The 23,952-nt window shown below is 57.2% G+C and carries 27 protein-coding genes; 19 read left to right on the top strand and 8 right to left on the bottom strand.

From position 1 onward, the window contains the following. The first annotated feature begins 92 nt into the window (after positions 1-92). The 7 genes from AC13RM_RS02800 to AC13RM_RS02770 are packed head-to-tail and all read left to right on the top strand — an operon-like array spanning position 93 to position 5,704. Complete coding sequence (locus AC13RM_RS02800; protein WP_374817958.1) at positions 93-614, top strand: c-type cytochrome; 522 nt, start codon at positions 93-95, stop codon at positions 612-614. Continuing rightward, the gene (coxB, locus tag AC13RM_RS02795; protein WP_374817698.1) at positions 611-1,609 is read left to right on the top strand and encodes a cytochrome c oxidase subunit II; all 999 of its coding nucleotides are present in this window, start codon (positions 611-613) and stop codon (positions 1,607-1,609) included. Before AC13RM_RS02800 ends, coxB begins: the two co-directional genes overlap by 4 nt. Further along, the gene (gene ctaD, locus AC13RM_RS02790) at positions 1,606-3,519 is read left to right on the top strand and encodes a cytochrome c oxidase subunit I (RefSeq protein WP_374817696.1); all 1,914 of its coding nucleotides are present in this window, start codon (positions 1,606-1,608) and stop codon (positions 3,517-3,519) included. Before coxB ends, ctaD begins: the two co-directional genes overlap by 4 nt. Beyond that, positions 3,516-4,118, top strand: a complete 603-nt coding sequence (locus AC13RM_RS02785) for a cytochrome c oxidase subunit 3 (RefSeq protein WP_374817694.1) — start codon at positions 3,516-3,518, stop codon at positions 4,116-4,118. Before ctaD ends, AC13RM_RS02785 begins: the two co-directional genes overlap by 4 nt. Then, positions 4,115-4,426 carry a hypothetical protein gene (locus tag AC13RM_RS02780; RefSeq protein ID WP_374817692.1) on the top strand — a complete coding sequence of 104 codons (312 nt, stop codon included), beginning with the start codon at positions 4,115-4,117 and terminating at the stop codon, positions 4,424-4,426. The genes AC13RM_RS02785 and AC13RM_RS02780 overlap by 4 nt, the downstream gene beginning before the upstream one ends. After that, entirely contained in the window at positions 4,414-5,310 is an 897-nt protein-coding gene (locus AC13RM_RS02775; protein WP_374817956.1) for a cytochrome c oxidase assembly protein, read from the top strand. Before AC13RM_RS02780 ends, AC13RM_RS02775 begins: the two co-directional genes overlap by 13 nt. After that, positions 5,285-5,704 carry a c-type cytochrome gene (locus tag AC13RM_RS02770; RefSeq protein WP_374817691.1) on the top strand — a complete coding sequence of 140 codons (420 nt, stop codon included), beginning with the start codon at positions 5,285-5,287 and terminating at the stop codon, positions 5,702-5,704. Before AC13RM_RS02775 ends, AC13RM_RS02770 begins: the two co-directional genes overlap by 26 nt. A 6-nt stretch (positions 5,705-5,710) precedes the next feature. On the opposite strand, the gene AC13RM_RS02765 is transcribed toward AC13RM_RS02770, so the two are convergent. The 3 genes from AC13RM_RS02765 to AC13RM_RS02755 form a co-directional block, all read right to left on the bottom strand. Further along, positions 5,711-6,616: a c-type cytochrome gene (locus AC13RM_RS02765; RefSeq protein ID WP_374817690.1), complete on the bottom strand. Its 906-nt coding sequence runs from the start codon at positions 6,614-6,616 to the stop codon at positions 5,711-5,713. A 130-nt stretch (positions 6,617-6,746) separates the two neighbouring features. Then, positions 6,747-7,259, bottom strand: coding sequence for a ferritin-like domain-containing protein (locus AC13RM_RS02760; RefSeq protein ID WP_285172608.1), 513 nt, complete (start codon positions 7,257-7,259; stop codon positions 6,747-6,749). A 297-nt stretch (positions 7,260-7,556) separates the two neighbouring features. Next, positions 7,557-8,147, bottom strand: coding sequence for an NUDIX hydrolase (locus tag AC13RM_RS02755; RefSeq protein ID WP_374817688.1), 591 nt, complete (start codon positions 8,145-8,147; stop codon positions 7,557-7,559). 289 nt (positions 8,148-8,436) lie between these two features. Here AC13RM_RS02755 and AC13RM_RS02750 point away from each other — a divergent pair, with 289 nt between their 5' ends. From AC13RM_RS02750 to AC13RM_RS02720, 7 genes are all read left to right on the top strand, one after another. Further along, complete coding sequence (locus tag AC13RM_RS02750) at positions 8,437-8,892, top strand: hypothetical protein (RefSeq protein WP_285172606.1); 456 nt, start codon at positions 8,437-8,439, stop codon at positions 8,890-8,892. Between the two features lie 134 nt (positions 8,893-9,026). Next, positions 9,027-9,956: a ubiquinol oxidase subunit II gene (cyoA, locus tag AC13RM_RS02745; protein ID WP_374817685.1), complete on the top strand. Its 930-nt coding sequence runs from the start codon at positions 9,027-9,029 to the stop codon at positions 9,954-9,956. Positions 9,957-9,958: 2 nt separating this feature from the next. Continuing rightward, positions 9,959-11,971 (top strand): cbb3-type cytochrome c oxidase subunit I, encoded by a 2,013-nt coding sequence (locus AC13RM_RS02740; RefSeq protein ID WP_374817683.1) that lies wholly within the window; start codon positions 9,959-9,961, stop codon positions 11,969-11,971. Beyond that, a complete protein-coding gene (locus AC13RM_RS02735; protein WP_374817681.1) occupies positions 11,968-12,660 on the top strand; it encodes a cytochrome c oxidase subunit 3 in 693 nt (230 codons plus the stop codon). Before AC13RM_RS02740 ends, AC13RM_RS02735 begins: the two co-directional genes overlap by 4 nt. Next, a complete protein-coding gene (gene cyoD / locus AC13RM_RS02730) occupies positions 12,660-13,073 on the top strand; it encodes a cytochrome o ubiquinol oxidase subunit IV (protein WP_374817678.1) in 414 nt (137 codons plus the stop codon). Before AC13RM_RS02735 ends, cyoD begins: the two co-directional genes overlap by 1 nt. Before the next feature lie 41 nt (positions 13,074-13,114). Further along, the gene (locus AC13RM_RS02725) at positions 13,115-13,621 is read left to right on the top strand and encodes a hypothetical protein (RefSeq protein WP_374817676.1); all 507 of its coding nucleotides are present in this window, start codon (positions 13,115-13,117) and stop codon (positions 13,619-13,621) included. Positions 13,622-13,832: 211 nt separating this feature from the next. Then, the gene (locus tag AC13RM_RS02720) at positions 13,833-15,119 is read left to right on the top strand and encodes an NRAMP family divalent metal transporter (protein WP_440479905.1); all 1,287 of its coding nucleotides are present in this window, start codon (positions 13,833-13,835) and stop codon (positions 15,117-15,119) included. An 84-nt stretch (positions 15,120-15,203) separates the two neighbouring features. Here AC13RM_RS02720 and AC13RM_RS02715 read toward each other — a convergent pair whose 3' ends face one another. The 4 genes from AC13RM_RS02715 to AC13RM_RS02700 form a co-directional block, all read right to left on the bottom strand. Continuing rightward, on the bottom strand, positions 15,204-15,437 hold the full coding sequence (locus tag AC13RM_RS02715; protein ID WP_285172599.1) for a hypothetical protein: 234 nt from the start codon (positions 15,435-15,437) through the stop codon (positions 15,204-15,206). A gap of 230 nt (positions 15,438-15,667) precedes the next feature. Then, on the bottom strand, positions 15,668-16,549 hold the full coding sequence (locus tag AC13RM_RS02710) for an MBL fold metallo-hydrolase (protein ID WP_374817672.1): 882 nt from the start codon (positions 16,547-16,549) through the stop codon (positions 15,668-15,670). Positions 16,550-16,683: 134 nt separating this feature from the next. Further along, positions 16,684-17,211, bottom strand: a complete 528-nt coding sequence (locus tag AC13RM_RS02705) for a DUF4142 domain-containing protein (protein WP_374817670.1) — start codon at positions 17,209-17,211, stop codon at positions 16,684-16,686. An 86-nt stretch (positions 17,212-17,297) separates the two neighbouring features. Further along, positions 17,298-17,486 (bottom strand): hypothetical protein, encoded by a 189-nt coding sequence (locus AC13RM_RS02700; protein ID WP_285172596.1) that lies wholly within the window; start codon positions 17,484-17,486, stop codon positions 17,298-17,300. 221 nt (positions 17,487-17,707) lie between these two features. Between AC13RM_RS02700 and AC13RM_RS02695 the strand changes: the two genes are divergently transcribed. Both AC13RM_RS02695 and AC13RM_RS02690 read left to right on the top strand, forming a co-directional pair. Then, positions 17,708-17,917: a hypothetical protein gene (locus AC13RM_RS02695; protein WP_285172595.1), complete on the top strand. Its 210-nt coding sequence runs from the start codon at positions 17,708-17,710 to the stop codon at positions 17,915-17,917. A 163-nt stretch (positions 17,918-18,080) separates the two neighbouring features. Further along, positions 18,081-19,499, top strand: coding sequence for a phospholipase D-like domain-containing protein (locus tag AC13RM_RS02690; RefSeq protein ID WP_488554542.1), 1,419 nt, complete (start codon positions 18,081-18,083; stop codon positions 19,497-19,499). On the opposite strand, the gene AC13RM_RS02685 is transcribed toward AC13RM_RS02690, so the two are convergent. Next, positions 19,452-20,408, bottom strand: coding sequence for a lysylphosphatidylglycerol synthase domain-containing protein (locus tag AC13RM_RS02685; RefSeq protein WP_374817664.1), 957 nt, complete (start codon positions 20,406-20,408; stop codon positions 19,452-19,454). The genes AC13RM_RS02690 and AC13RM_RS02685 overlap by 48 nt on opposite strands. Positions 20,409-20,473: 65 nt before the next feature. On the opposite strand from AC13RM_RS02685, the gene AC13RM_RS02680 reads away from it, so the two are divergent. The 3 genes from AC13RM_RS02680 to AC13RM_RS02670 all read left to right on the top strand — a co-directional run bounded on the left by AC13RM_RS02680 (position 20,474) and on the right by AC13RM_RS02670 (position 23,948). Next, entirely contained in the window at positions 20,474-21,205 is a 732-nt protein-coding gene (locus AC13RM_RS02680) for an endonuclease/exonuclease/phosphatase family protein (RefSeq protein ID WP_374817662.1), read from the top strand. A gap of 192 nt (positions 21,206-21,397) precedes the next feature. Continuing rightward, positions 21,398-22,549, top strand: coding sequence for a polysaccharide pyruvyl transferase family protein (locus tag AC13RM_RS02675; RefSeq protein WP_374817660.1), 1,152 nt, complete (start codon positions 21,398-21,400; stop codon positions 22,547-22,549). Next, positions 22,527-23,948, top strand: coding sequence for a Coenzyme F420 hydrogenase/dehydrogenase, beta subunit C-terminal domain (locus tag AC13RM_RS02670; RefSeq protein ID WP_374817658.1), 1,422 nt, complete (start codon positions 22,527-22,529; stop codon positions 23,946-23,948). Before AC13RM_RS02675 ends, AC13RM_RS02670 begins: the two co-directional genes overlap by 23 nt. The last annotated feature ends 4 nt before the right edge of the window (positions 23,949-23,952 follow it).

Raw genomic sequence — 23,952 nt, 5'->3', positions numbered from 1 at the left:
CATCAGCCATGTCGTGGGAGGTAGGTAGAGAATTCTTTGATCGCGCATTCGTAGCCGCCGCGTTTCTAGCGGCCCTCGGCGCGGCCGCCCTCATGGGCTATGCGCGTGAAGGGCGACAATATCGAACCGATCCCCCCCTCGGAGCCGCCTTGGACGAGCTGCGCCTGATGCCGAACGGGATCAGCGGTGCTCCGCCGGAAATCTACTTTGCCCTTGGCAAACCTTACGAGAAAACCGCTTACGATCTCAGTCAGGGCAAACGGCTCTATTCCTGGTTCGGTTGCGGGGCATGCCATGGCGACGGACGTGGCGGGACCGGCCCCTCTTTCCTGGATGGCTGGTGGCTCTATGGTCCGGAGATGGTGTCGATCGCCGCCTCCATCCGCGACGGCCGTCCGCATGGAATGCCGGCTTTTCGCGACAAGATGACGATCGACGAGATCTGGCAGCTCGCAGGTTACGTCCAGACGATCGGCGCATATAAGGCAAAGACCACAGCGCCGAGCCGCAACGACGACAAGCAGACGCGCCCGGCGGAAAACCGCGCGCCGGCGGCAATCCTGTTCGACGAAGGCCCTGCCGGACCGAACGCAGCGCGGGAGCCATCCCATTGAAAGCGGGCGCTGCCGTTTTCCTGTGCCTATCGGCCATCCTGATTGCAGGATGCAACGGTGCTCAGTCGGCCCTGAATGCTGAGGGGGCCGCGGCCGTTCAGCTCAAGCACCTCATTCTCGGGATCGTGGTCGTCTGCTGCGCTGTGTGGGCGCTGGTCATGATCGTGCTGGTCCTGGCATTGCTGCGCGCCAGGACGCCGCAGGAAAATCCAAGTTCCGAAAGTGAGCGGCGGATGGGCAAGCTGGTGACGGCGGCTGTTGCAGCGACAGTTGTCATCATTGCCGGTTTGACGATCGCGAGCTTCTATGCGACGCGCGGCCTCGGTGTATCAGAGAATGCCGGTCTCACGATCAAGGTTCGCGGCCAGCAATGGTGGTGGCAATTCATCTACGACGATGCCGATCCGACCAAGTCCTTTCAGACGGCCAATGAGATGCATATTCCGATTGGTGTGGATATTCGCATCGAGCTCGAAAGCTTGGATGTCATTCATTCCTTCTGGGTGCCGAGCCTCGCCGGCAAGCGCGACCTCATTCCCGGCCGGCAGAACGCCATAACCATACGGGCGGACCGTCCAGGCGTTTATCGCGGTCAATGCGCAGAATTCTGTGGGCTTCAACACAGTCACATGGCGCTGTTCGTTATTGCCGAAGACATGGCTGCCTATCAGCGCTGGACTGCCGCACAGAGGGCCAACAGCGTATCGCCAGCCGATCCGGAAGCGATTGCCGGCAAGGCTCTTTTCATGCGCAAGCCCTGCGCGGCCTGCCATACCATACGGGGAACCGAGGCATCGGGATCGACCGGGCCGGATCTGACCCATGTCGGGAGCCGTCAGACGATTGCCGCAGGGTTGCTCGACAATACCCGCGGTTCACTTGCCGCCTGGATTGCCGATCCGCAGACACTGAAACCGGGAAACAACATGCCGATGGTTCCACTCTCCAGTGACGAACTGCGGCAGCTTTCCGCCTATATGGAAAGCCTCAAATGACGAAAGACGACAAACCCACGCAACCGACGGATTTGATGTTCGATAACGGCGAGCTCGAACGGCGGCTCGCGCAGACCTGGATGACGCCGGCCGGTATCTGGGGAGCCCTCACGACAGTCGATCACAAGATCATCGGCCGCCGTTACATCGCCACCGCATTCGTCTTTCTCGCCTTGGGCGGGCTGCTCGCACTCGCGATACGGCTGCAATTGGCGCAGCCGGAGGCGCGCTTTATCGGTCCGGACCGCTACAATCAGATTTTCACCATGCATGGCTCAAACATGATGTTCCTGTTTGCCGTGCCGGTCATGGAAGCCATGGCTGTTTATCTCGTGCCGCTGATGGTCGGCACCCGCAATATTGCCTTTCCGCGCTTAAATGCCTTTTCCTATTGGATCTATGTGGCCGGCGGCCTGCTGTTATGGGTTTCGTTTGCCCTCGACACTGCGCCCGATGTCGGATGGTTTGCCTATGTGCCCTTGTCTGGACCGCAATATGGCGCGGGCAAGCGTGCCGACCTCTGGGCGCAGATGATCACTTTCACCGAAGTCGCAGCCTTGGCCGTTGCGGTAGAAATCGTCGTCACCGTCTTCAAACAGCGCGCGCCGGGCATGTCGCTCGATCGCATTCCGCTGTTCGTCTGGTCGATGCTCGTCACGGCCTTCCTCGTCATCATGGCCATGCCGGCGATCATGCTCGCCAGTTCGTCGCTGATCCTCGATCGTCTGGTCGGAACGCATTTCTTCGATCCTGCAGAGGGCGGCGACGCGCTGCTATGGCAGCACCTGTTCTGGTTCTTCGGCCATCCCGAGGTCTATATCATCTTCCTACCGGCAGTCGGCATGGTGTCGACGATAATAGCGACCTTCTCGCGGCGCCCCGTATTCGGCTATCTCCCGCTTGTCATGGCGTTGATCGCCACGGGAATCCTGGCATTCGGCCTCTGGGTGCATCATATGTTTGTCGTCGGCCTGCCGAAGCTAGGCGAGAGCTTCTTTACTGCTTCCAGCATGGCGATCGCCATTCCAGCCGGCATCCAGATATTCTGCTGGCTGGCCACACTATGGGGCGGACGGCCCGTCTTCAAGACACCGCTGTTGTTCGTCATAGGTTTCATCGTGACCTTTGTCATCGGCGGCCTGACGGGGGTGATGGTCGCCTCGGTGCCGTTCGACACCCAGGTACATGATACCTATTTCGTCGTCGCACATTTCCATTACGTCCTTGTGGGCGGCGCCGTCTTTCCCTTGCTCGGCGCCATCTATTACTGGTTTCCCAAGATAACCGGACGGATGATGAGCGAGACGCGCGGCCGCTGGGCATTCTGGCTGATCTTTGCCGGCTTCAATCTGACATTCTTTCCCATGCATATTCTCGGGCTCGAGGGCATGCCGCGACGCATCTATACCTATCAGCCGGAAATGCCCTGGGCTGGAATGAATATGTTCGTGAGCTTCAGCGCCCTTATCCTTTCGCTGGGCTTCCTCGTCTTTTTCATCGATGTCATCCGCAGCGCTCGGTCCGGGCAGATCGCAGGCGAAAATCCATGGGGCGCCTCGACGCTCGAATGGGCGACGTCGTCGCCGCCGCCATGCTTCAATTTCCGCCGCATTCCGGTGGTCGGCGCTCGTGATCCTCTGTGGTCGCAGCCGGAAGAACTTACGGTGGCGGGCGGGCTGCGCACTGATCGGCGCGAATTGATCGTCAGCAGCGTCGTCGAGGCGCAACCCGAAGCAAGCGAGTCCTCGCCACGAAATTCGATCTGGCCGCTCCTGGCGGCTCTCGCCACCACGGTGATGCTGATCTGGTCGATCTTCTCGCCTTGGGCGGTCATTTGGGGATCGATTCCGATCGGGATCACGTTGACCGGGTGGTTCTGGCCGAAGCAGACACCGGAGGACGAATCATGAAGGAGCGCGTCGTCCTCGACGTTTCAAGGCTGCCGCCCCACGGTATGGGGAGGGCAAGCCCGACCTGGTGGGGCACCTGCGCCTTCATGCTCATCGAAGGGTCCGGCTTCGCATTGGCGATCGCAGTCTATTTCTACCTGATGAGCCTCGCCCCGCACTGGCCGATCGACGCGCCGGCGCCCGGCCTCGTTCCCGGCACGACCCTGACCGCGATATTGCTCGCGAGCGTCGTACCCAACATTCTCCTATCCAGATGGGCGCGGCAAAGAGATCTGCGCAAGGTACGGATCGGGCTTGTTCTGATGTCGGCGCTTGGGGCGGTGCCCCTGGTCCTGCGCGGTTTCGAATTCACCGTTCTCAACATACGCTGGGACGGCAACGCCTATGGCTCGATCATTTGGACCATGCTGGGGCTTCATACGACCCACATCGTCACGGATCTTATCGATACGCTGGTACTGACCTGCCTGATGTTTTCCAAGCATGCCGATAATCCGCGCCGCTTCGGCGATGTTGAAGATAATGCCATGTACTGGAACTTTGTCGTGGTGGCGTGGATTCCCTTATACGCATGCATATATTGGGTACCACGCCTATGATGACCACGGCGGCAAAATATGGCGGATTGATTCTCGCGCCCTTTATTTGGGCCATCAACACCCAGCTTGGCCAGATTCTTCCTTATGTCGATTGCAGCCGCCATACATATTGGTCGCTACTGACCTCTTCCTTTGCAATTCTACTTGCGTTGGCCAGCGCGGCGATACCGCAGGCCGGTTCTACGCCGGAGGAAGCGCGAACAGGGCTGTTCCTCCGCCATCTTAGTGTTCTCGTCGGGCTCGTCTTCGCCTTCGCGCTTTTCCTGCAGGGAGGAGCCGCATGGCTCGTGGACGCATGCGAACATTAGCCGCCCTCATGATCCTGCTGTTGACGGGACGGGAGGCTGCCGCGCATGGCGCGGAGGCGCATCTCTTTCATTCGGTCTGGACGATCGACCCGTGGATTGTAACACCGTTAGCGGTTGCGGCTTTTCTTTATGCTCGAGGTTGCTGGAAGCTGAGGCGACGCGCTCGAACGGGCAGGTCTGTTGTGGCGAGGCGCGCCCTTTGCTACTGGTGCGGCTGGCTGACGCTTACCGGTGCGCTGCTGTCCCCATTGCACTGGCTCGGAGAGCAGCTTTTTACGTTCCACATGATCGAGCACGAAATCATCATGGCGATCTCCGCCCCGATGATCGTCATCGCGCGGCCGACGGGCATATTCCTCTGGGGACTGCCGGATCGGCTGAGGCGCTGGACGGGGAGGGCGATGCGGCGGAGCTCCGTGCGGATCGCCTGGCGCTGGCTGAGCGGAGGAACCAACGCCACCCTATTGCATGCCGTCGCCATATGGGCCTGGCATGCGCCGATCCTGTTCGATGCCGCCGTCGCTGCTGTTGCGCTGCATCGTCTCCAGCATCTGAGCTTCTTCGTCACTGCTATCCTGTTCTGGTGGTCGATCTTCTGGCGCAGCAATCACGGCGTTGCGGCGTGGCATCTGTTCCTGACCATGCTCCACACCGGAGCGCTCGGTGCACTGATGGCACTTGCACCACGCGTCCTTTATGTCGTGCAGACGCATGCTGCGGAAACATGGGGGCTTACACCGCTGGAGGATCAGCAGCTCGCCGGGATGGTCATGTGGATTCCGGCGGGGACGATTTATGCCGGCGCGGCACTCGCGATGGCAGCCCTATGGATCGCGAATGCCGGCAGGGGAGTGGATCATGTTCAACGCATCCGCCCTTTATAGATATCGCAGCATCTGGTTGGCTGCGGCAGCCATTGCACTGCTTTGCGCTCTGGTTGGCGCAAACTGGGCAAAGAATTGGCAGCAGCGCCTGGAGATCGTACGCGTGCTGACCGAGGGTGGGGATCCCTCCCGCGCACCGCCGATTTTTCGTCGGTATGGTTGCACCGGATGCCACCAAATCCCCGGCATAGCCGGTGCGGATGGTCAGGTGGGCGGGACCTTGGAGGGCCTTCAAAAACGGGTTTATATCGCCGGCGTCGTCAACAATACGGGTGATAACCTCGTTCATTGGATCGTAGCGCCGCAGGACTTTTCGCCCAATTCGGCCATGCCAAAAACAGGGATTTCGCAAGCCGAAGCCCGAGATCTCGCCGCCTATCTTTACACTCATTAATCCCATTTATGGATGCGGCGTCGGCCGAGGAGGCAGGCTCTTGATGTAGCGCGCGATGGCATCGCGATCGCTCTGCGGCAGCATCGCCATGTTGGTAACGACCTCGGCCATGGACGAGCCGACGCGGCCATGGTTCGGCGTGTCGCCACTCTTCAGCATTTCCGAGATGTCGGCTTCGGACCAGTTTCCGATCCGGCTCGGCGTGATATTGGGAACGAACCCCGTGCCTTCAGGATCCGTACCGCCGGCAAACCGTGTTTCGGGCTTTATCGCACCGAAAATGTTGCGCGACGAGTGGCATTCCGCGCAATGGCCCAGGGTTTCGACCAGATAGCGGCCGCGAGCCAGGACGGGATCGCTGGTGACAGTCCCCTGCATCTGTCCTTCACGGAAGAACAGCAATTTCCAAAAGCCCAGGAAGCGGCGCATGCGGAACAGGAAGAACAGATCATGCGCGGGCGGGCGACCGGAAACCGGCGCCAATGTCCTCAAATAGGCCCGCAAATCCCTGATGTCTTCGAGCCGTATGCCCGTATAGCTGGGATAGGGAAATACTGGATAATAATGCTGATGTCGCGGGGAAACGCCGCCGATCAAGGCATTGGCAAGATCGACGGTGCTCCATCTTCCGATGCCATCAACGGCATCGGATGAAATATTGGGTGCACGAAATGTGCCGAAAGGCGATGCAAGTGCGAGGCCGCCGCCCAAATTCAGACGATCCTTCTGGCCCGGGGTAGCATGGCAGGACGCGCAGTCGCCAGCGGCAAATATAAGCTGGCCCCGCGCCGGATCACCGTTGTCTTGAAGGCGGGGATCATCCGCCGCAAAAGGCATGACAGGTTCCGTCACGAACCAGACCAGAACGGCGGCCAGCGTGGCCGCCAGGCACAGCCAAATCAGAATGCGCATGGTTCTATCGACCGATCCCGTGGGGCGTGAATGATGGCGCTCTCATAGAACTGATGATCGAGCCATCCGTTCCGCTTTGCAGGCGGCGGACCCCAGATTATCGGCGAGACACTCGCACGCACTATGTACATCAAATCTTGGCGGTTGCTCCACCTTCCCGCAGGAGCAGGAATTTCTGAGTGACGGCGGCCAGATTGTCGTTAAGCCAGTTTGCCATGGCTTCTTCTTCGGCGAGATTGGACTGCAGAGCTGTGGTGGCGGCGCTAAAGCCGCCGGCATCGGCGACAGTCAACAAGGACCTGTAGGCAGCGATTTCGAAGTTTTCGAAAGCGAAATTGGCAAAGGAGTTCTTTAGGATCTCGTCACCCGCCATGGTATGGCCCATGGCCGCCATCGTGCCGGTGAACGACAAGGCCATATCCTTCAAGGTCGAATGGTCTTCGTCCAGCCCCTCGAGCACGTCCTCGAGGCGTGTAATCTGGCCTTCGGTTTCCCGAATATGCTGTTCGAGTTTCGCGGCGACTTCAGGATAGTGTTCGATGCGCGAGAGCTGCGGCTTCATGATGCTGAGCGCCTGATTTTCCATCGCATGGGCATTTCTGAGACCGACGATAAACACGTCACGGATTTCGTTGTCTGCCATGATGTCCTCCATTGGCTGGAAACTCCGAACACAGACATGCCGGCATTGTTCCTGCGGAAGGCTGACTGCCGGAAGATTGGCGGGCATGCGTGTGACAGCATCTTGGCCTCAGCGGTTTACCGGGTACCGGATCGCCGGGCGGGGCTAAATTCGGGTATTCGGAAGGCTAATTCGACGTCGCCGGTTATGGCCTTGACGCTTGAAAGTGCACAAAAGTGCAGGTCGTGATCGTAAGGGCACACAGACAGCGTGGGAGCCGCCGCGGCATCCTCAAGAATCCTGGTTGCTTAGTCGTGATCAACGAGCGTGGATGTCATTTGGAAGCGCCTCAGCGGTGATCTTCACGAGGTTTCCGTGCGCAAGCGCCAGCAGCAGGGCAGATGTGTGAATGGCTTGGCAGATTCTGCCTGTGAGAGCCGCATTTATGGTTTCCGTCAGGGGTATATGATGCAATACGACCCGTTCTGAGGGATCATTCAGCGGCGCCTGGCATTCCTCGAGCCCGGTGGCGAGGACGATGTGGCTGTAGTTTGTTTGCATGGCCGGATTGGGCGCGAGGCGTCCGCAATAATGCCAATGGCGAGCCTCGAAACCGGTCTCTTCAAGAAGTTCACGCTTTCCGGCTTCCAAAGGCGTTTCGCCGGCATCTATTCCGCCACCGGGTACTTCGAGCGATATGATACCGAGCCCATGACGGTACTGTTCCAGCAACAGGACTGAGCTGTCGTCACCGATTGCAACGACATGCACCCAGTCAGGGTATGAAAGAACATAATAAGGAGAAATCGAGTGACCTTCGCTGGTTACGCAATCATCGGCCCTTACGTCGATCCAGCGATCCTTCAGAACCTGGCGCGATGATTGAATTGTCCACGGCTTCAATTCCATTGTCGTTTCCCTCCGTTAGCGCCATTTGGCCGAGAGCGGGCAAAAATGTGACGACCCCGCGGCCAGAAGCCAGGTTTGCAATCGCTCAACGCGCATTGGCGATAAAGGTGCCCCAGATAAGTGGGAAAACGTCTTGCCGCCGAGGGTGAAGTGAACTCATACATCGCATTCCTTCGGGCTCCTTGCTGGGCCCAATGGTTAAGGCACGGCGCGGGGGCCTGAAAGGGGGAACCAATTCGATTGCATGACAGTTAGGAGGACAAGGATGCAGAAAACAACGAGGAATGTCATGTCGAATGTTTCGAGAACAGGGACCGACGATATCAACAATGCAACCAGTAGAACAACCTTCGGACGATCGGTCGAAAGCAAGAGCCAGCTTCGGGATGCGGCAACCATTGCTTCGGCAACCGATGTCGAGGAGGCGCTGAATATCTACCGTTTGGAACCCATCGCCGCTCTGGACGATCCGCATTGGGACAACGCTCCCAATCAGGGTACGGTTATCGTAGCGGCCAGGACCGCAGGCGACGCGCGCATCGTGGCGGCGGGCAATGAGCTTGATTTTATGGAGGTCGATGCGGCCCCTGCCGAAGATGTGACGACCAGTAATGCGAGCGCATTTCGCGATGATAAGCTTTATACCGTGATCGAGATCGCCCGCGGCCGAACCGGCTTGAAACGCGGCGTGCTGGAGGGCGAGGTTTCCGTTGACACGATTCTTCCCACGCAAGTCGATAGCTGATCATTCGATCTGAAGCCAGGAACAGCAGCGCTACGAAAACGGTGGCGCGCTGAACTCGGCAAGACGACATTTTGGATGGGAACAATGCCTGACGTTGCAAGTTCGGGAAGCCGCAACGGAGAGGACGATCCAGAATGCGCGGCTTGGAAAATCCAAAATCGGCGCCCGTTCGCATGTGGCGCAGCACAGCTTTTGGTCTGTTGAGTTTTGGCCTCTCCTCATGTTCCCTAGCGGTATTGAACCCGGTTGGTCCCGTGGGCGCCGGTGATGCCGCAATTCTCATCAACGCGACCGTGATCATGCTCGCCATCGTGGTTCCGACCATCCTGCTGGCGTTCTGGATGGCATGGCGTTATCGCGCGTCCAATTCCCGAGCGGAATATCTTCCGTATTGGTCCTATTCCGGACGCATCGAAGCGGTCGTCTGGTCGATTCCGATCCTGACGATCATGTTCATCGGGGGGCTGATCTGGATCGGGTCGCACAGGCTCGACCCGTTCAGGCCGCTGTCATCGAGCAAGCCGACTCTCGAAGTCCAGGTCGTGTCTCTCGACTGGAAATGGCTTTTCATCTATCCGCAAAACGGGGTCGCTACCGTCAATCAAGTCGTCATCCCGACCGGCACGCCGGTACACTTTTCGATCACGTCTGCAAGTGTTTTCAACGCCTTCTTCGTGCCTCGGCTTGGATCGATGATCTACGCCATGCCTGGTATGATCTCGCAACTGCACCTCCAGTCGGATGAATCCGCTCGCCTGCGGGGCATATCCGCCCAATTTTCCGGCGACGGTTTCTCGGACATGCAGTTCGAGGTCAGAAGCGTCCCGGATGCCGAGTTTGAAACCTGGATGACGAGCGCGCAGGCGACCGATCTTCCTCTTGATCGGGATGCCTATGGCAAGCTCTTACAGCAGAGCGAGCGTGTTCAGCCTGCGACCTATCGGTTGGCGGATCCCGGGCTTTTCGATGCCATCGTTCAACAGACGATTCCGCCAGGTCCCGGTCCAGAGGCCGAGTCCCCACAACATGCGGGTCGCGAGACTTCCACTGGCGGAAAGGATTGAACATGTTGGGAAAACTCGGTCTTTCGGCGATTCCCTTGTCTCAGCCGATCCCGCTGATCACATCCATTGCCGTCATCCTTATCGCGGCTGCGGTCTTGATTCTGGTCACCGTAAGAGGATGGTGGCCCTATTTGTGGCGAGAGTGGATCATGAGCGTCGATCACAAGCGTATCGGCATCATGTATTGCCTGCTCGGTGTCGTCATGCTCATCCGCGGCTTTGCCGATGCCATCATGATGCGCACCCAGCAGGCAGTCGCGATCGATGCCCCCGGTTATCTGCCGCCCGAACACTATAATCAGATCTTCACTGCACACGGAACGATCATGATTTTGTTCGGCGCCATGCCGCTCGTATTGGGATTCATGAATTTCCTCGTGCCGCTGCAGCTCGGCGTCCGCGACGTTGCCTTCCCGACATTCAACTCGGTTGGGTTCTGGCTGACAGCGAGCGGCGCGCTTCTGGTCAATGTGTCGCTCTTCATCGGCGAGTTTGCCCGCACCGGGTGGCTGCCATATCCGCCCCTCAGCGAGACGAGCTACACGCCAGGCGTGGGCGTCGACTACTATCTTTGGGCCGTGCAGATTTCCGGCATCGGGACCCTGATAACCGGCATCAATATCGTCACGACGATACTGAAGATGCGGTGCCAGGGCATGAGCTATCTCAGAATGCCGGTCTTTTGCTGGACGGCGCTGGCTTCCTGCCTGCTGATCGTGGCAGCCTTCCCGATCCTGACGGCGACGCTCGCCATGCTCACGCTCGATCGCTATGTCGGATGGCATTATTTCACAAATACGGCGGGTGGAAATCCGATGATGTTTGTGAACCTGATATGGGCGTGGGGACATCCGGAAGTCTATATTCTCGTCTTGCCCGCCTTCGGCATCTTTTCAGAAGTCTTTTCGACCTTTTCCGGGAAACCGCTATTTGGCTACCGCTCCATGGTGGCGGCGACGATGTTTATTTGCATCGTTTCGATGCTGGTCTGGCTGCACCACTTCTTCACGATGGGGGCCGGCGCTGCGGTCAACACCTTCTTCGGCATCTCCTCCAGTATCATTGCCGTCGGCACCGGCGTGAAAATCTACAACTGGATCTTTACGATGTATGGCGGAAGGGTTCGTTTCGAAGTGCCAATGCTGTGGTCGATGGGCTTCATCTTCACTTTCACCATAGGCGGGTTGACGGGCGTCCTGCTCGCCATACCACCAGCGGACTTCCTGACGCATAATTCCATGTTTCTGGTGGCGCATTTTCACAATGTCATCATTGGCGGTGTCGTGTTCGGCGTTTTCGCGGGCATGGAATTCTGGTTTCCGAAAGCATTCGGTTTCCGGCTCCATGCAGGTTGGGGCAAAGCAGCCTTCTGGCTGGCTTTCGTTGGGTTTTGGGTGACGTTCACGCCTCTTTACGTTCTCGGACTTGATGGGATGACACGGCGGCTGCAGCACATCGACGTTCCTGAATGGGCGCCCTGGCTCTATGTCTCCGTCGCCGGTGTCGGCATTCTAATCCTGGGTGTCATCGCGCAGGTCATTCAATTGGTGGTCAGCATTCGCGAACGGGAAAAGCTGCGGGATGTCACCGGAGATCCGTGGGATGGTCGTTCTCTTGAATGGGCAACCCCGTCGCCGCCGCCGTTTTTCAACTTCGCCGTCATGCCGAATGTCGAGGGTGAGGAGGCCTATTGGGGTATCAAACTTCGCGCCGTGGAATCACAGCAACTCTCGCCTGAACCGGATTACGAGCCGATCGAGATGCCGGTGAACAGCCCGGTTGGGATCTATACGGCCTTTTTCGCCACGGTCTTCGGTTTCGCGATGATCTGGTACATCTGGTGGCTTGCCATCGTGGCGCTCGTGGCGGCCTTCATCGGCTTCGTGGTCTTCGCATGGCGCGACGTTCATGAATTCGAGGTTTCGGCCGACGAGGTCGCGCGCGTCGATCGCGCCCGGCGCTCCGCTCGCGAGGCGATGCTTGCGCGCATGTCCGAACAGGGAGCATTGCCATGACCGATACCGGCTTGCCGGCGAGCGTCGAAACCATACGGCGCGTTCGTGAAGACCCGCATCGTCTGGGCCACCGTGCTCACGGCTCGGGGGAGCCCGCGATGGGAACTGGTCAGGGCGCTACCGGTCCTGCCGACAGGCGGATTCTTGTCGGCTACGGCTTCTGGATCTATCTGCTGAGCGACATCATCATTTTCTCGTGTTTCTTTGCCGCATTCGCCGTGCAAAGGGGAGCGACGGCAGGCGGGCCGGCGATTGCCGATATCGTCGATGTGCAGCGCGTGGGATTCGAGACGGCGGCCCTGCTATTGTCGAGCTATACCTGCATGCTGTCATTTGCGGCGACGAACGCGCGCAACAAACTTTGGACGCTCATCTTCCTGCTTCTGACCGGCCTCTTGGGATTGATATTCGTTCTTCTCGAGCTCTGGGAATTCGTCGAGCTCGCCAATCGCGGCTTCACGCCGCAACGCAGTGCGATGCTCACTTCCTTCTATGGGCTGGTCGGGCTGCATGGCTTGCACGTCACGCTCGGCGGCGTCTGGCTGGCCACGATGATGGCCCAGGTTTTCATAAAAGGATTTCGCCGCGAGATCATTCATCGATTGATCTGCTTCAATCTCTTCTGGCATGCACTCGATATCGTCTGGATCGGCATTTTCACGATCGTCTATCTGATGGGAGTTCACTGATGAGTACCTCCGACACCGACACGGACGTATATGATAACCGACAAAATTTTCGGGATGACCATGCGCCCGGCGATGAGCCACCGGAAGAAAGCGGTCACTGGGTGCTGAACGCAAACTTGGGGCTGGGATTTTCGATCATCCTGACGGCTGCTTCCTTCTTGCTGGCCACTTCCGACATCGTCTACGGGCCGGCAATTCCGGTAGCGCTGATCGTACTCGCAATCGCGCAAATGGGTGTGCATCTGGTGTTCTTTCTGCATATCACCACGGGTCCTGACAACACCAACAACGTCCTCGCCCTGGCATTCGGCATATTGGTCGTCGTGCTGATCGTTCTCGGTTCCATCTGGATCATGGATCATCTGAAGCAAAACATGATGCCGATGGATCAATTGATGAATATGCAGCCATAAGTATCTGGATTATGCGGCTAAAAGGGGAAGAAGACAGATACTTGGTCTCTCACCTGGTAGTGCTGTTCGGCGGCTTATATGGGTCGCCGCAATCAAGACTTTGGAACATCGATGGCTCCGCGGAGTTCGAGATCATCTTATCTGCTGTGGCGATAGCCAGTATCGTTCCAATGTCGGCAAAGCACAGAAATGCGGTGAAGGAGCTTCAATATGTCATCGAGGTGCTTCGCTCTTCTATTTGCGATCTGCATTTCGCTGACGGCTGGATATATGATCAGTTTCGTATGGCTTTCCGCTGCGACAGCCTACTAGATTTTAATCCGGTCTATTCGAAACCCTGTCTTATTCCTTTGTGCGTGGCTTACTCCGATCTTTTGGCGAAATCCGCATACCCGATTTGCCGATCGGCGTCACCAGATCCTTTTCAAGAACATTCGGGGCCATACCATCTTGCTCACTCGATTGCCGGATCGGAGCAGGATTATCAGATATGGTTTTCCTGGAAGGAGTGTTCGGACCGCCGGACTTTGTTTCGTTGCCTGTCATGATGCAGCCTTTCTTTAGAAACGAACCTTACTGCGAAAGAGCCGCAAAGTTCCACGAAATCAAATAGGCGAGAGGTATTTGCCGGTCGCACGGAACTTCCGCCGATTTCGCCGCTTAGGCGGAAATGACATCTTTCATGCGATTGTTTCATAGCGAACTGACAACCCTTAGACGCTCCCCGGTCATGACCGCGCGTGTCGGGAAAGTCTCGCAATGAAGCACCAGGAGAGCGATGGATCCCCGACTAGGCAACGTCATGAAGGAGTGAGCCTGCTCGGCCGCGGTCTCATTTCTGGAGCGGCTGACGACGATCCCTCCGCAATCGGCACTTATGCCAGCGCCGGCGCACGCTTCGGTCTCGGGATGCTCTGGACGGCGCCCGTTACGCTGCCGATGATGTTCACGGTCGTGTACCTTTCGTCGAAACTCGGGCAGGTAACCGGACGTGGACTGTTTCAAGTCATCCACGACAATTATCCCCGATGGTTTCTTTATCTGGCGTTGGCCGGAGTCGTTATCGGCAATACGATCGAGGCCGCTGCCGATCTGGGCGGAATGGCGGCGGCCGTCAACCTTTTCGTGCCGCTTTCCGTTCCCCTTATCGTTGCCATGATGGCGGTCATTCTGCTCTGTCTACAGGTGGTGGGCTCCTATATCCTCATTCGCCGCATTTTCCGCTGGCTGGCCCTCAGTCTGCTGGCCTATGCAGGCGCGGCTATATTGGCGAAACCGGACTGGATGGCCGTTCTTAAGGGCTCGCTCATTCCATCCATCGAATTCAACGAGGCATTTCTTTCGATCATCGTGGCGATCATCGGTACCACGCTGTCGGCCTATCTCTACACCTGGCAATCCAATGAAGAGGTCGAGGAAAAAATCGCCGAGGGCAAGACTTCGGTGCAAGCCAGACGAGGCGTCAGCAGCTCGAAACTGGCCCGCTCCCGCAAGGAAATCCTTGTCGGCATGACGTTTTCCAACCTGGTCATGTACTTCATCATTCTGGCGACCGGCTCGACGCTGCACGTTCAGGGGCATACGGATATCCAAACTGCGGCTCAGGCGGCAGAAGCCTTAAAGCCAATCGCCGGGCATGCAGCTGGATATTTGTTTGCCGCAGGAATCATATCGGTCGGATTTCTGGCGGTTCCTGTCATGACGACGGGAGCAGCCTATGACCTCGCCCAGTCAATCGGCATCAAGGGCAGTCTGAACGCCAGGGCCCGGGAGGCGCCGGGATTTTACATCATTATCCTAGCGGTAACGCTGATTGCGGTCGTGATGAACTTCTTTGGCGTAAATCCGATGAAGGCTCTGGTATGGTCCGGCGTAGTCCAGGGGTTTTCTACTCCGCCCCTCTTGCTATTGCTGCTGTTGATGACGAACAACAAGGCAATCATGGGTGAACATGTAAATTCACGTCTTATGAATGTCGCCGGCTGGTTGACAGTCCTGGCCATTTTCTCGGCCAGCGCCGGGCTGGTAGTGACGTGGGTCATATAGGACGGGAGACGGTTCGGTTTGGCCAGACGGAATTCAGCGGCTGGATGGAAGGGACATCGGCCTGCTGGTGGAAGAATAAGCTCCTCACATCCGGCAGAAGATCTGACCTTGGAGGCTCAGATTGGCGCGCATGGATGCAACGCGGCGCTCCGCGTCTGCCAGATCATAGGCCCAGAAACTGATGCCGAACGTCCGCCCATCGATTTGGTAATCGGCCAGGAAACGGAACATGGTACGCCCGTTACGATCGCTTGTGCAGAACTCGGGTTCCGGGTGGCGATCACTTCGATGGACCTGCGGAAGCTGGATCACGTTCATTGTCGAAATTCCTGTCACTCATGCGCTTTCTCCGGCGATCCCGTGGTGATATCCCCAGCGGCCCTCGCCGATCCATTCTCAAACTTCCGGATACCATCATTGTTCCAGCGCAGCAGTTTGTAGAGGGTGTCTGTAGAACGACCGGGGTTATGACCTGCTCTTTGGTTCTTGCAGGATCTTGCAAAGGTGGAGCAAGCGAAAGCGCAGCCGGTCTCACAGTGTGGGAAGCATCAGGGCCGGCAATAGGCCGTGCCGTCGGCGGCTCTCGCCGGATGATCGACATATCGGCCGTCGGGTGGTACGGCAATATCCCAGAAATTCGTCGCCAGCGTATCGAGGCCTGCGCGCAAGCCGGTCCCGCCCAGCGCCGGGCCATGTCCGCTGATCAATCGTTCCGGCTTGAGGCTGGCAATCTGCTTTGCTGATTGTTCCGATGCTTGCCAGTCGATTGTCAGATAGCGAGGCGGACCATGCAGCCTGGGAGCCTGTGTCACTACGTCGTAAACGGATTCCTGGCCTGTCGTGATGACGGCGTCACCGGCGACGAGCGTGCGATCTCCTTCGCGCCAAAGGGAGATATGTCCCGGTGTGTGGCCGGGCGTATGCAGCCATGACCATTCGGAAGCGAAAGGCACGGTGCCATCGGCAGGCAGGTTTTGAAGCCGGTTTTCGAGATTGGAGGGGCCACGCGGCAGCAGGGGCGACATGAGCGCAAAGCTTCCCCCGCCAACCCATGGATCGGCGGGCGGATAAGACGCGCGTCCATCCAGGTAGGGATGCTCGAGCGGATGGGCGTAGACCGGAACGTCCCAAAAGGCGGCCAAGCGTTCGACAGAACCTGCGTGGTCGATATGTCCGTGAGTCAGGATAATGGCAGCGGGCCGGGACGTCGCACCGAAGCGACGCGCCGCTGCTGCCAAGATCCGATCCTGTGACGACGGCAAACCGGTGTCGACGAGGAGCCAGCTACTATCTGGCACAGGTCTGCCGAGAAAAATCACATTGACGATGGAGAGCTTCAAGTAGGCCACATCATCGCAGACTTTTCTCGTTCCATCCTCGTTTTCGACTTCGATGACATCGCTATCGCTGAGATGCAGCTGGTCATCCATATCCCGCACTCCGTTGCGAGCCAAATCCTCTTCGCGCAACCCCCAATCACTTCAGATCGATTGTGTGTCGCATCGGATGAGCGGATGAAAATACAGCCGATGGTATGGCCATCCACTCATCCCCGGTGGCCATTTTACTTTGGAAGTTCCTTGGCCATTTGCAGATGCTGCTCTAGTTTCGGCCTCGTATTGGCAGCCCAGGTCTTCAGGCTTGCATCCTCGCCGCCGTTTCCATAGCGTTTGAAAAGATCAACTGCATTCGCATGAGCCGAACGCTGGTCCGCGTCGTAGCGTTTGATAAAGTCATTTCCCTGCGTTTTCTGCAGCCGCCCCAGCATCTTCTTCTGGCTTGAACTCATCTCGGTCGGCAGTGTTGCCTTGACCTTTCCACTGTTGACGAGATCTTTCAGCTCATTCGTTGTCTTTTGGTGGTCATCAATCATTTGCTGAGCGAATTTTTTCGTTTGATCATTGCCGCGCTGCAGGGCGAGCTTGCTCGATTCAATTTCAAACATATCGCTGCTAGCGGCTTCATTGACAAAGTCTTGCGTATTCGGCGCCGCCCCTACGAGAGAGTTAACGCCTGTCTTCTCTGCTGCTGATTGGGAGTATGCTGGCGCCGCTGCCAGCGCTACCGCAATAGTGACGATCGCGAGCTTCATGCCGGTCTCCTTTTCATATCTGCTTTCATGGAATCCAAGTAACTTCCGTTTGGCTTGGTTTCCTGCTGTTTGAAGGTACGCGGCAGCTACCGCGCGTTAGAAAAAATGATGGTACCGTTCAGTATCCATTCGGCGAGTGTCAGCAACGCGATCACCAAAAGCGCAAGCACGATCAGGTATCCCGCCCGCCGTTTTTTGCTCTTCTGTTGAGGACTGTCGTTTGCAGACACAATCGGATCTGTTTCGACAGAATTTTTCTCGTCATCATCCCGCATTTCTTCTCCTTCGAGATAGTCGCAACGCAACTATCGCAGGCGAGGAATGTTCCCGGGCCGGAACAATAAATCTGCACCGTGTGTCGATGCCGGTTCCCCAGCCCAGAGGGAACAATCGACAGAAATAGAAGTTGAATGTTCCAAAGGTGCCTTTGCTGCGGCGCACCCTGATTGGATGGCCGAGGTGAAGCACTGTGCCGGCAAATTGATGGAGATGTATGATGGCTCACGCAGGAAAAAAGCAGTTCTCCCGCGGATCGAAAGGCAAAGGTGACGCGTCAGGCGCCGCTACCACACTTGAAGAGGGCAAGGTCGGAGAAAATGCCGTTCTGTCCAACCGTGACAAGGCGCAACATTCGAGGCAAAGAGGTCTCGACAGCCGCAACGTTCAGACAGAACAATATCGCGATCACGTCAGCAATCGCCGGTGACGAAGCGAACGGGCTGCCATGTCCGCAGGGATGCCCAAGGGTGATCGATGAGGATATGGCAAGATAGCGATCGCCCGGTACCGGTCCATGAGCGACGGGGAGTGTCGATGCAAAAGCCGATTATTACCTGAATCAATCGCGACAATTCCAGATTTCAACCACGATGCAGCAAAGTGCCAAGCCATTGTTGTCAGGGACTGCGGAGAAAGCGAGCTTTCTCATTAATGGCAAGAATTATTTTTCGTGCCTTGCCGCGGCGCTAAACGAGGCTAAACGGGAGATCTGGATTATTGGCTGGAACTTTAATCCGGAAATATCGCTGGAACCGGAAAAATCGGAAGCAACCCTGGGAGACGTCCTCGAACGAGCAGTCCATTCCAACCCGGATTTGCAGATTCGCATTCTGGTTTGGGCACTTGGGCCAATCTATTCGGATAAGTCCCTGAGAATATTTTTTCGAAAAACCTTCCCGAAGAGTAATCGTATCCAGTTACGCTTTGCCGTTCAGCCCGTCTTGCTTGGCTGTCATCATCAAAAGCTTGTTTGCGTTGACGACAGCGTCGCGTTCCTGGGCGGCATCGATCTGGCATCGCGCAGGTGGGATACACGCGGCCATCGGGTCGGAGATCAGCGCAGACGAGATTCGGAGGGCCTGCCCTACGAAGCGGTGCACGACCTGCAGGTCATGGTAAGTGGGCAGGCAGCGAGGATCGTCTCTGAGATTGCCAGACACCGGTGGGCGGCGGCAACTGGCGAGCGGCATGAACCCTTGGCATGTACTTGCGAGCATGAATTGCAATGCGAAGAATCTCTTTCTCTTTCCAACATACCAATCAGGCTTGCCGTCTCGAATCCCACGAGAGCATCGCGGCGGCGCGAGAATCTCGGAAGCGTCCTAGCCAACCGGATGATCGATGCAGCGAGGCGTCATCTCTATATCGAAACGCAATATCTGGCCTCCTTCAATATTGCCGAAACATTGGCTGCGCGTTTGAAGGAGAAGGAGGGGCCTGAGATCGTGATCGTCTGTGCGTCCTGTTCGCATGGTCTGATCGAAAAGATGATCATGGATAGGAATAGGGATAGGATCATTGCGAAACTTAAACACGCCGACGAGTTCGACCGTTTGCGCGTTTTCTATCCGGTCATTCCGGATGGGACGCACCAGATACCTCTTTTTATTCATTCAAAATTGTTGATCGCAGACGACGACTTAGTACGAATTGGCTCGTCGAACCTCAACCATCGTTCGGAGAATTTGGATACGGAGTGCGACATTCTGTTTGAGGCGCAAAGCGCCGAACATAGGAGGGTCATCCGCAGTCTGCGTCACAGCCTTCTTTCGGAATTTCTCGGCTGTTCTTCCAAAACGCTCGATCAGGTTTTTGAGCAAAACGGCTCTCTTATCCGTGCGATCGAGGCGCTCGATCTTGGGGCAAGGGGCCTGAGACCGCTTCACTCGAAAAGCCGAAAGACCACACCTGTTTTAGGGACGGCACTGTTCGATCCTGCACGGCCCTGGCCGCCATTGCCCCTACGTCGTGTCGCGGGTCGATTGCGCCGCATGCTCCGGTTTGGCTGATTGCCGGCTGAAGATCAGTTCGGTAATCATCATCGTGATGCCGCCGAACAGAAGCGGAATGAGGTAGTAGATCAGGCGAAACGCGATCAAGGCTCCGATCGAGGCGGCATTCGGAACAGCATATGCCAGGGTTGTCTCCAGAATACCGAGACCTCCGGGGACATGCGTGGTCAGGACGAGAGTGTTGGCAAGCACGAATGCGGTGATGGTGCGAAAATAGGATACCTCGGCATAAGCCGAAAACAATGCGTAAAGGCATGCCGAGACGAAGGCAAAATTCACCGTGCCAATCGCAATTTGTGCGAGAGCTATCCCGGCTTGAGGCAATTCAAATGACCAGTGCCATAAGGTCAGCCGCCCTCGCAGGTATTTAGCCAGAATAGCATAGATCACAGCAACGCAAAGAAGAGCGCCACCCAGTATCCGCAGAGTTGGAGGATCGGCATGGAGCAGCGTAACGATATCTTCCGAAGCGACAAGCAAGGCGATACCGCCGATGGTTACCAAGCCAAGGGCGACCGTCACACCGGAAAATAGAATGATCTTCGCGACATCTTCCATGCTAAAGCCCCAGCGAGCATAATAGCGATAACGAAATGCACCGCTGCTGAGCCCTGCAAATCCGATATTGTGGCCCATCGACAGGCTGATAAGGGATGCCAGCGCAATTTTTGGATATGGCAAGGACTTTCGAAGCGACAGAATGGCCAGATAATCGAAGCCGGTCAGGCTGATATAGGAAGCCGCCGCGAAGAGGATCGCTGCCGCAAGGTACGGGAAGGGGAGTTTGCGCAGCGATGCTTCAATCTCCTCCAGACTGTAGTGCGAAAGGATCCGATAAAGAAGAAAGAGCGCCAGGCAAAGCGCACCAAGCATTGCCGCATTCCATATCAAGCCTTTCCGGGTCATCGGTCTACCTTTGTTCGAACCGGCTATTCGGCGGAACGACTGGGCCGCTTCGGTGTTCCCCACATATGACCAACGAGAAACGAATCAGAATACTCACCTACAATGTGCACAGCTGCATTGGCACCGATCGCAAGGTGGATCCGGCCCGGATCGCATCCGTCATTGCTCAAACACAGGCTGATATCGTGGCGCTGCAGGAAATCGACGTCTGTCGTTTGCGGACAGGGCGTATCGACCAGGCAAGCATGATCGCGTCGCTTTTGAAGATGGAAGCTCATTTCAATCCGACCCTGACATTCGCCGAGGAGCAATATGGGGACGCTATCATAACCAACTGGCCGATAAGGGCGGTCAAGGCTGGTCCGTTGCCATCGAGAGGGGAGCCTCGCGGCGCTCTTGCAGTCGAGATTGTCATCGGCGATGTCATATTGAACGTCTTCAATACACACCTCGGTCTTCGTGGGCGAGATCGTATTCAGCAAATGACGACGTTGCTGGGTCCCGCATGGCTGCATGGTTCCGTGAAGCCAGGGGCGACGATCCTGTGCGGCGATTTGAACGCCGTTGCCGCATCCGCCACGTATCGGCTGATCGGCCGGCTCCTAAAAGATGTCCAGCTTCAGAGAAAAGGCCCGGCGCATCCGACCTTTCCCTCCAGATACCCTCTAATGCGCCTTGATCATATATTTGTCAGTGAGGATATTCGTGTCGCGGATTCTGCCGTCCTGCAAAACAAGCTGACGAAGGTTGCTTCCGATCATCTTCCGCTCATCGCCGATCTGATCCTCGCGGACTAACGATTACGCCTGCTGACCGAATCATCTCGCCGGAACAAGCTCGGCAAACCCTGAGAGACAGGTCGGCGCCAGGGGAACATTCAATCAACCGCAGGGTTCGAAGGCGAGACAGGAGTGTAAGGCCTGTCGCTGCAGGCAATGCGCTCGAGAGAAGCCGCTACCATGGCCATTTGCAGAACAACGGGAGATCAGATGTCGGATGCGATCGGCCTTGCTGGTTATGGACGTGCGCCCATTGTCGCCGGAAATAGCTTAGTCGCCGCCAGTGGCAAGCTCCGCGCGGGTGTGCTGACGTTTCATGGCTGTATCAACTATGGGTCCTATTGGCAGGCGCGCTGCCTGGTCGAAGGATTGCGATCGATGAGCGTCGACGCAGTGTTGCTGAACCACAGGTCAAAACGCGTGGATTTGGCGGAGTGGCGTTGCGCATTTCGGCCACAGCTTCCGGTGGCGACTGCTAAAGAAGATTACCCGCTTTACCGGAAGAAGATCCGCAAATTCCTCGACGCGATCTCCCGGCTGCCACTATCCGCACCGTTCGCGTTAGAGGATCCATCGGCTATCGAAGATCTTCCGGTGGTCATCGTCGGTAGTGACGAGGTCTGGAATTTGCATCATCCCTGGTATGGTGGCAGCGGTCTCTTCTTTGGCGAAGGCTTGCAGAAGCCTCTCCTTTCCTCCTACGCAGCCAGCTTCGGAAATTTCAATTCGGCGCAGCGGCTGAACGGCCACTGGGCCGAGCAGCTCCGTAACTTCTCGCGGATCTCGGTGCGCGACTTGAATTCGAAGCGCCTTCTCGGTGAAGCTTTAGGACTGGAGGCCGAATTGGTGCTCGATCCGTGCCTTCAGTTCCCCCGAGCAATCTTGGATGCTGGTAAAGAAGAGTCGTTATCTCCTTATACGGCTGTTTACGGGCACAGCTTTCCGGCCTGGTTTCAGCGAATGGTTCGTGATTGGGCGGATATGAATAATACCCGGCTGATCAGCATCGGATATAGGAACAATTGGGCTCATGAACACCGCATCGGCGCGGGTCCGGAAGAATTCGCCCGCCTGATCGGCGGCGCCAGTGCGGTGGTAACGAATTTCTTCCACGGCTGCGTATTTGCTCTCGTCAACGAAAAGCCCCTGGCCTGCGTCCTCTCCTATTATCGATCGAACAAGCTGCGCGATCTGGCGGCGATGGTCGGGATCGAGGAAAGCGTCATATCTGAATTCAGCCCCGCTTCCCAATTGCATCTGGCTTTGACGGAAGCGCCGCGGCCGGATGTTGCCTGGCATATCGAAAGTCTTCGTCACAACTCCAGCACCTTTCTCAATCATGTCCTCGAGCAGGTATTCTGATCCATTGGGAAATACCGGCCGGTTGAGCCCGGCTGATGTCATTCGCTCCGGGCTCTGTATCGGATGTGGTGCCTGTGCGGCGCGTACGCATGAGAATGACGTCCATATGGAGTTCGATCGTTTCGGACAATGGAAGCCGCGTGCAAGTGGCGGCTGGATGCGAGATCGAACTGCGGATTTTTCCCGGATATGCCCGTTCTCTCCGACAAGCAGGAACGAAGATGCCCTTGCAGAACAGCTTTTCCCTAACGCCCGGAAAACCGACTCTCAGCTCGGCCGATGGGAAGCGGCATTCGTCGGTCATGTCGCCGAAGGCGCCTTTCGCGCCAGAGGCAGCTCCGGAGGTATGGTCACCTGGGTCGCAACTGAGCTCCTTCGCAATGGGCTTGTCGATGCTGTCGCGCATGTTGTCGAAAGAAGCGGGCCGGCATGCGGTGAGCGCTTGTTTTCCTATACGCTTTCACGCGATCCGCAGGCCGTGATGGCCGGCGCCAAGTCGCGCTACTACCCGGTCGAGATGTCGAAGGTGCTCGAGCAGATCAGGCAGACGCCAGGTCGATATGCGGTGGTCGGCGTTCCCTGCTTTATAAAGGCGTTGAGATTGTTGAGCAGCGTCGATCCCATCTTGAAAGAACGCATTGCCTTCACGCTCGGGCTCTTTTGCGGGCATATGAAGAGCGCGCGCATGACCGAGAGCTTCAGCTGGCAGATGGGCCAACGGATTCAGGATGTCGAGCGGATCGACTACAGGTCAAAATCCTCGGATCGCCCGGCCAACTGGTATCGCGCGAGCCTCGGGCTGCAAAATGGCGAGCTTCGGGCTCGCGACTGGTGGAACCTTGTGGACGGCGACTGGGGCGCGGGCTTTTTCCAGAATTCGGCCTGCAACTATTGTGACGACGTGGTTGCGGAGACCTCGGATATAGCCTTCGGCGACGCCTGGCGGAAGCCGTATTCGTCAGACGGGCGAGGAACCAATGTCGTCATCGTGCGCTCGAAAGCGCTTCTCGAGCTCATCCGCGCCGGAACGGAGTTCGGACGCATTTGCCTATCGCCCGTCGACGAAGCTTTCGTTGTCAGTACCCAGGCCGCCGGTTTTCGGCAAAGACGGGAAGGCTTGGCCTTCCGTCTGAGTTTACCGCGATTTGGCATGCGCCCTCAAAAGCGCGTCGCTGCGGCAAGACATGGGTTGGGTATCCGGCGCAGGATGATCTACGGCATGCGCTCAGCCATCAGTTTCTGGAGCCATCGTGTCTTTTGGCTCGCCCGTGAAATGCATTTGCCGGGTCTTTATCTGAGCTGGGCTCGCCTCATGCTGAGCTGCTATCATGCGCTGGCCTATTCGCGCGGACCTATGGGTCGGTTGCTCGATCGCTTTTGTCCGGACAGCAAGCCATGAGGAC

This window comes from Martinezella sp. CNPSo 3732 (genome assembly GCF_057784515.1).
The sequence above is the reverse complement of the archived record's forward strand: the minus strand, read 5'-3'. Positions and strand labels throughout refer to the sequence as shown.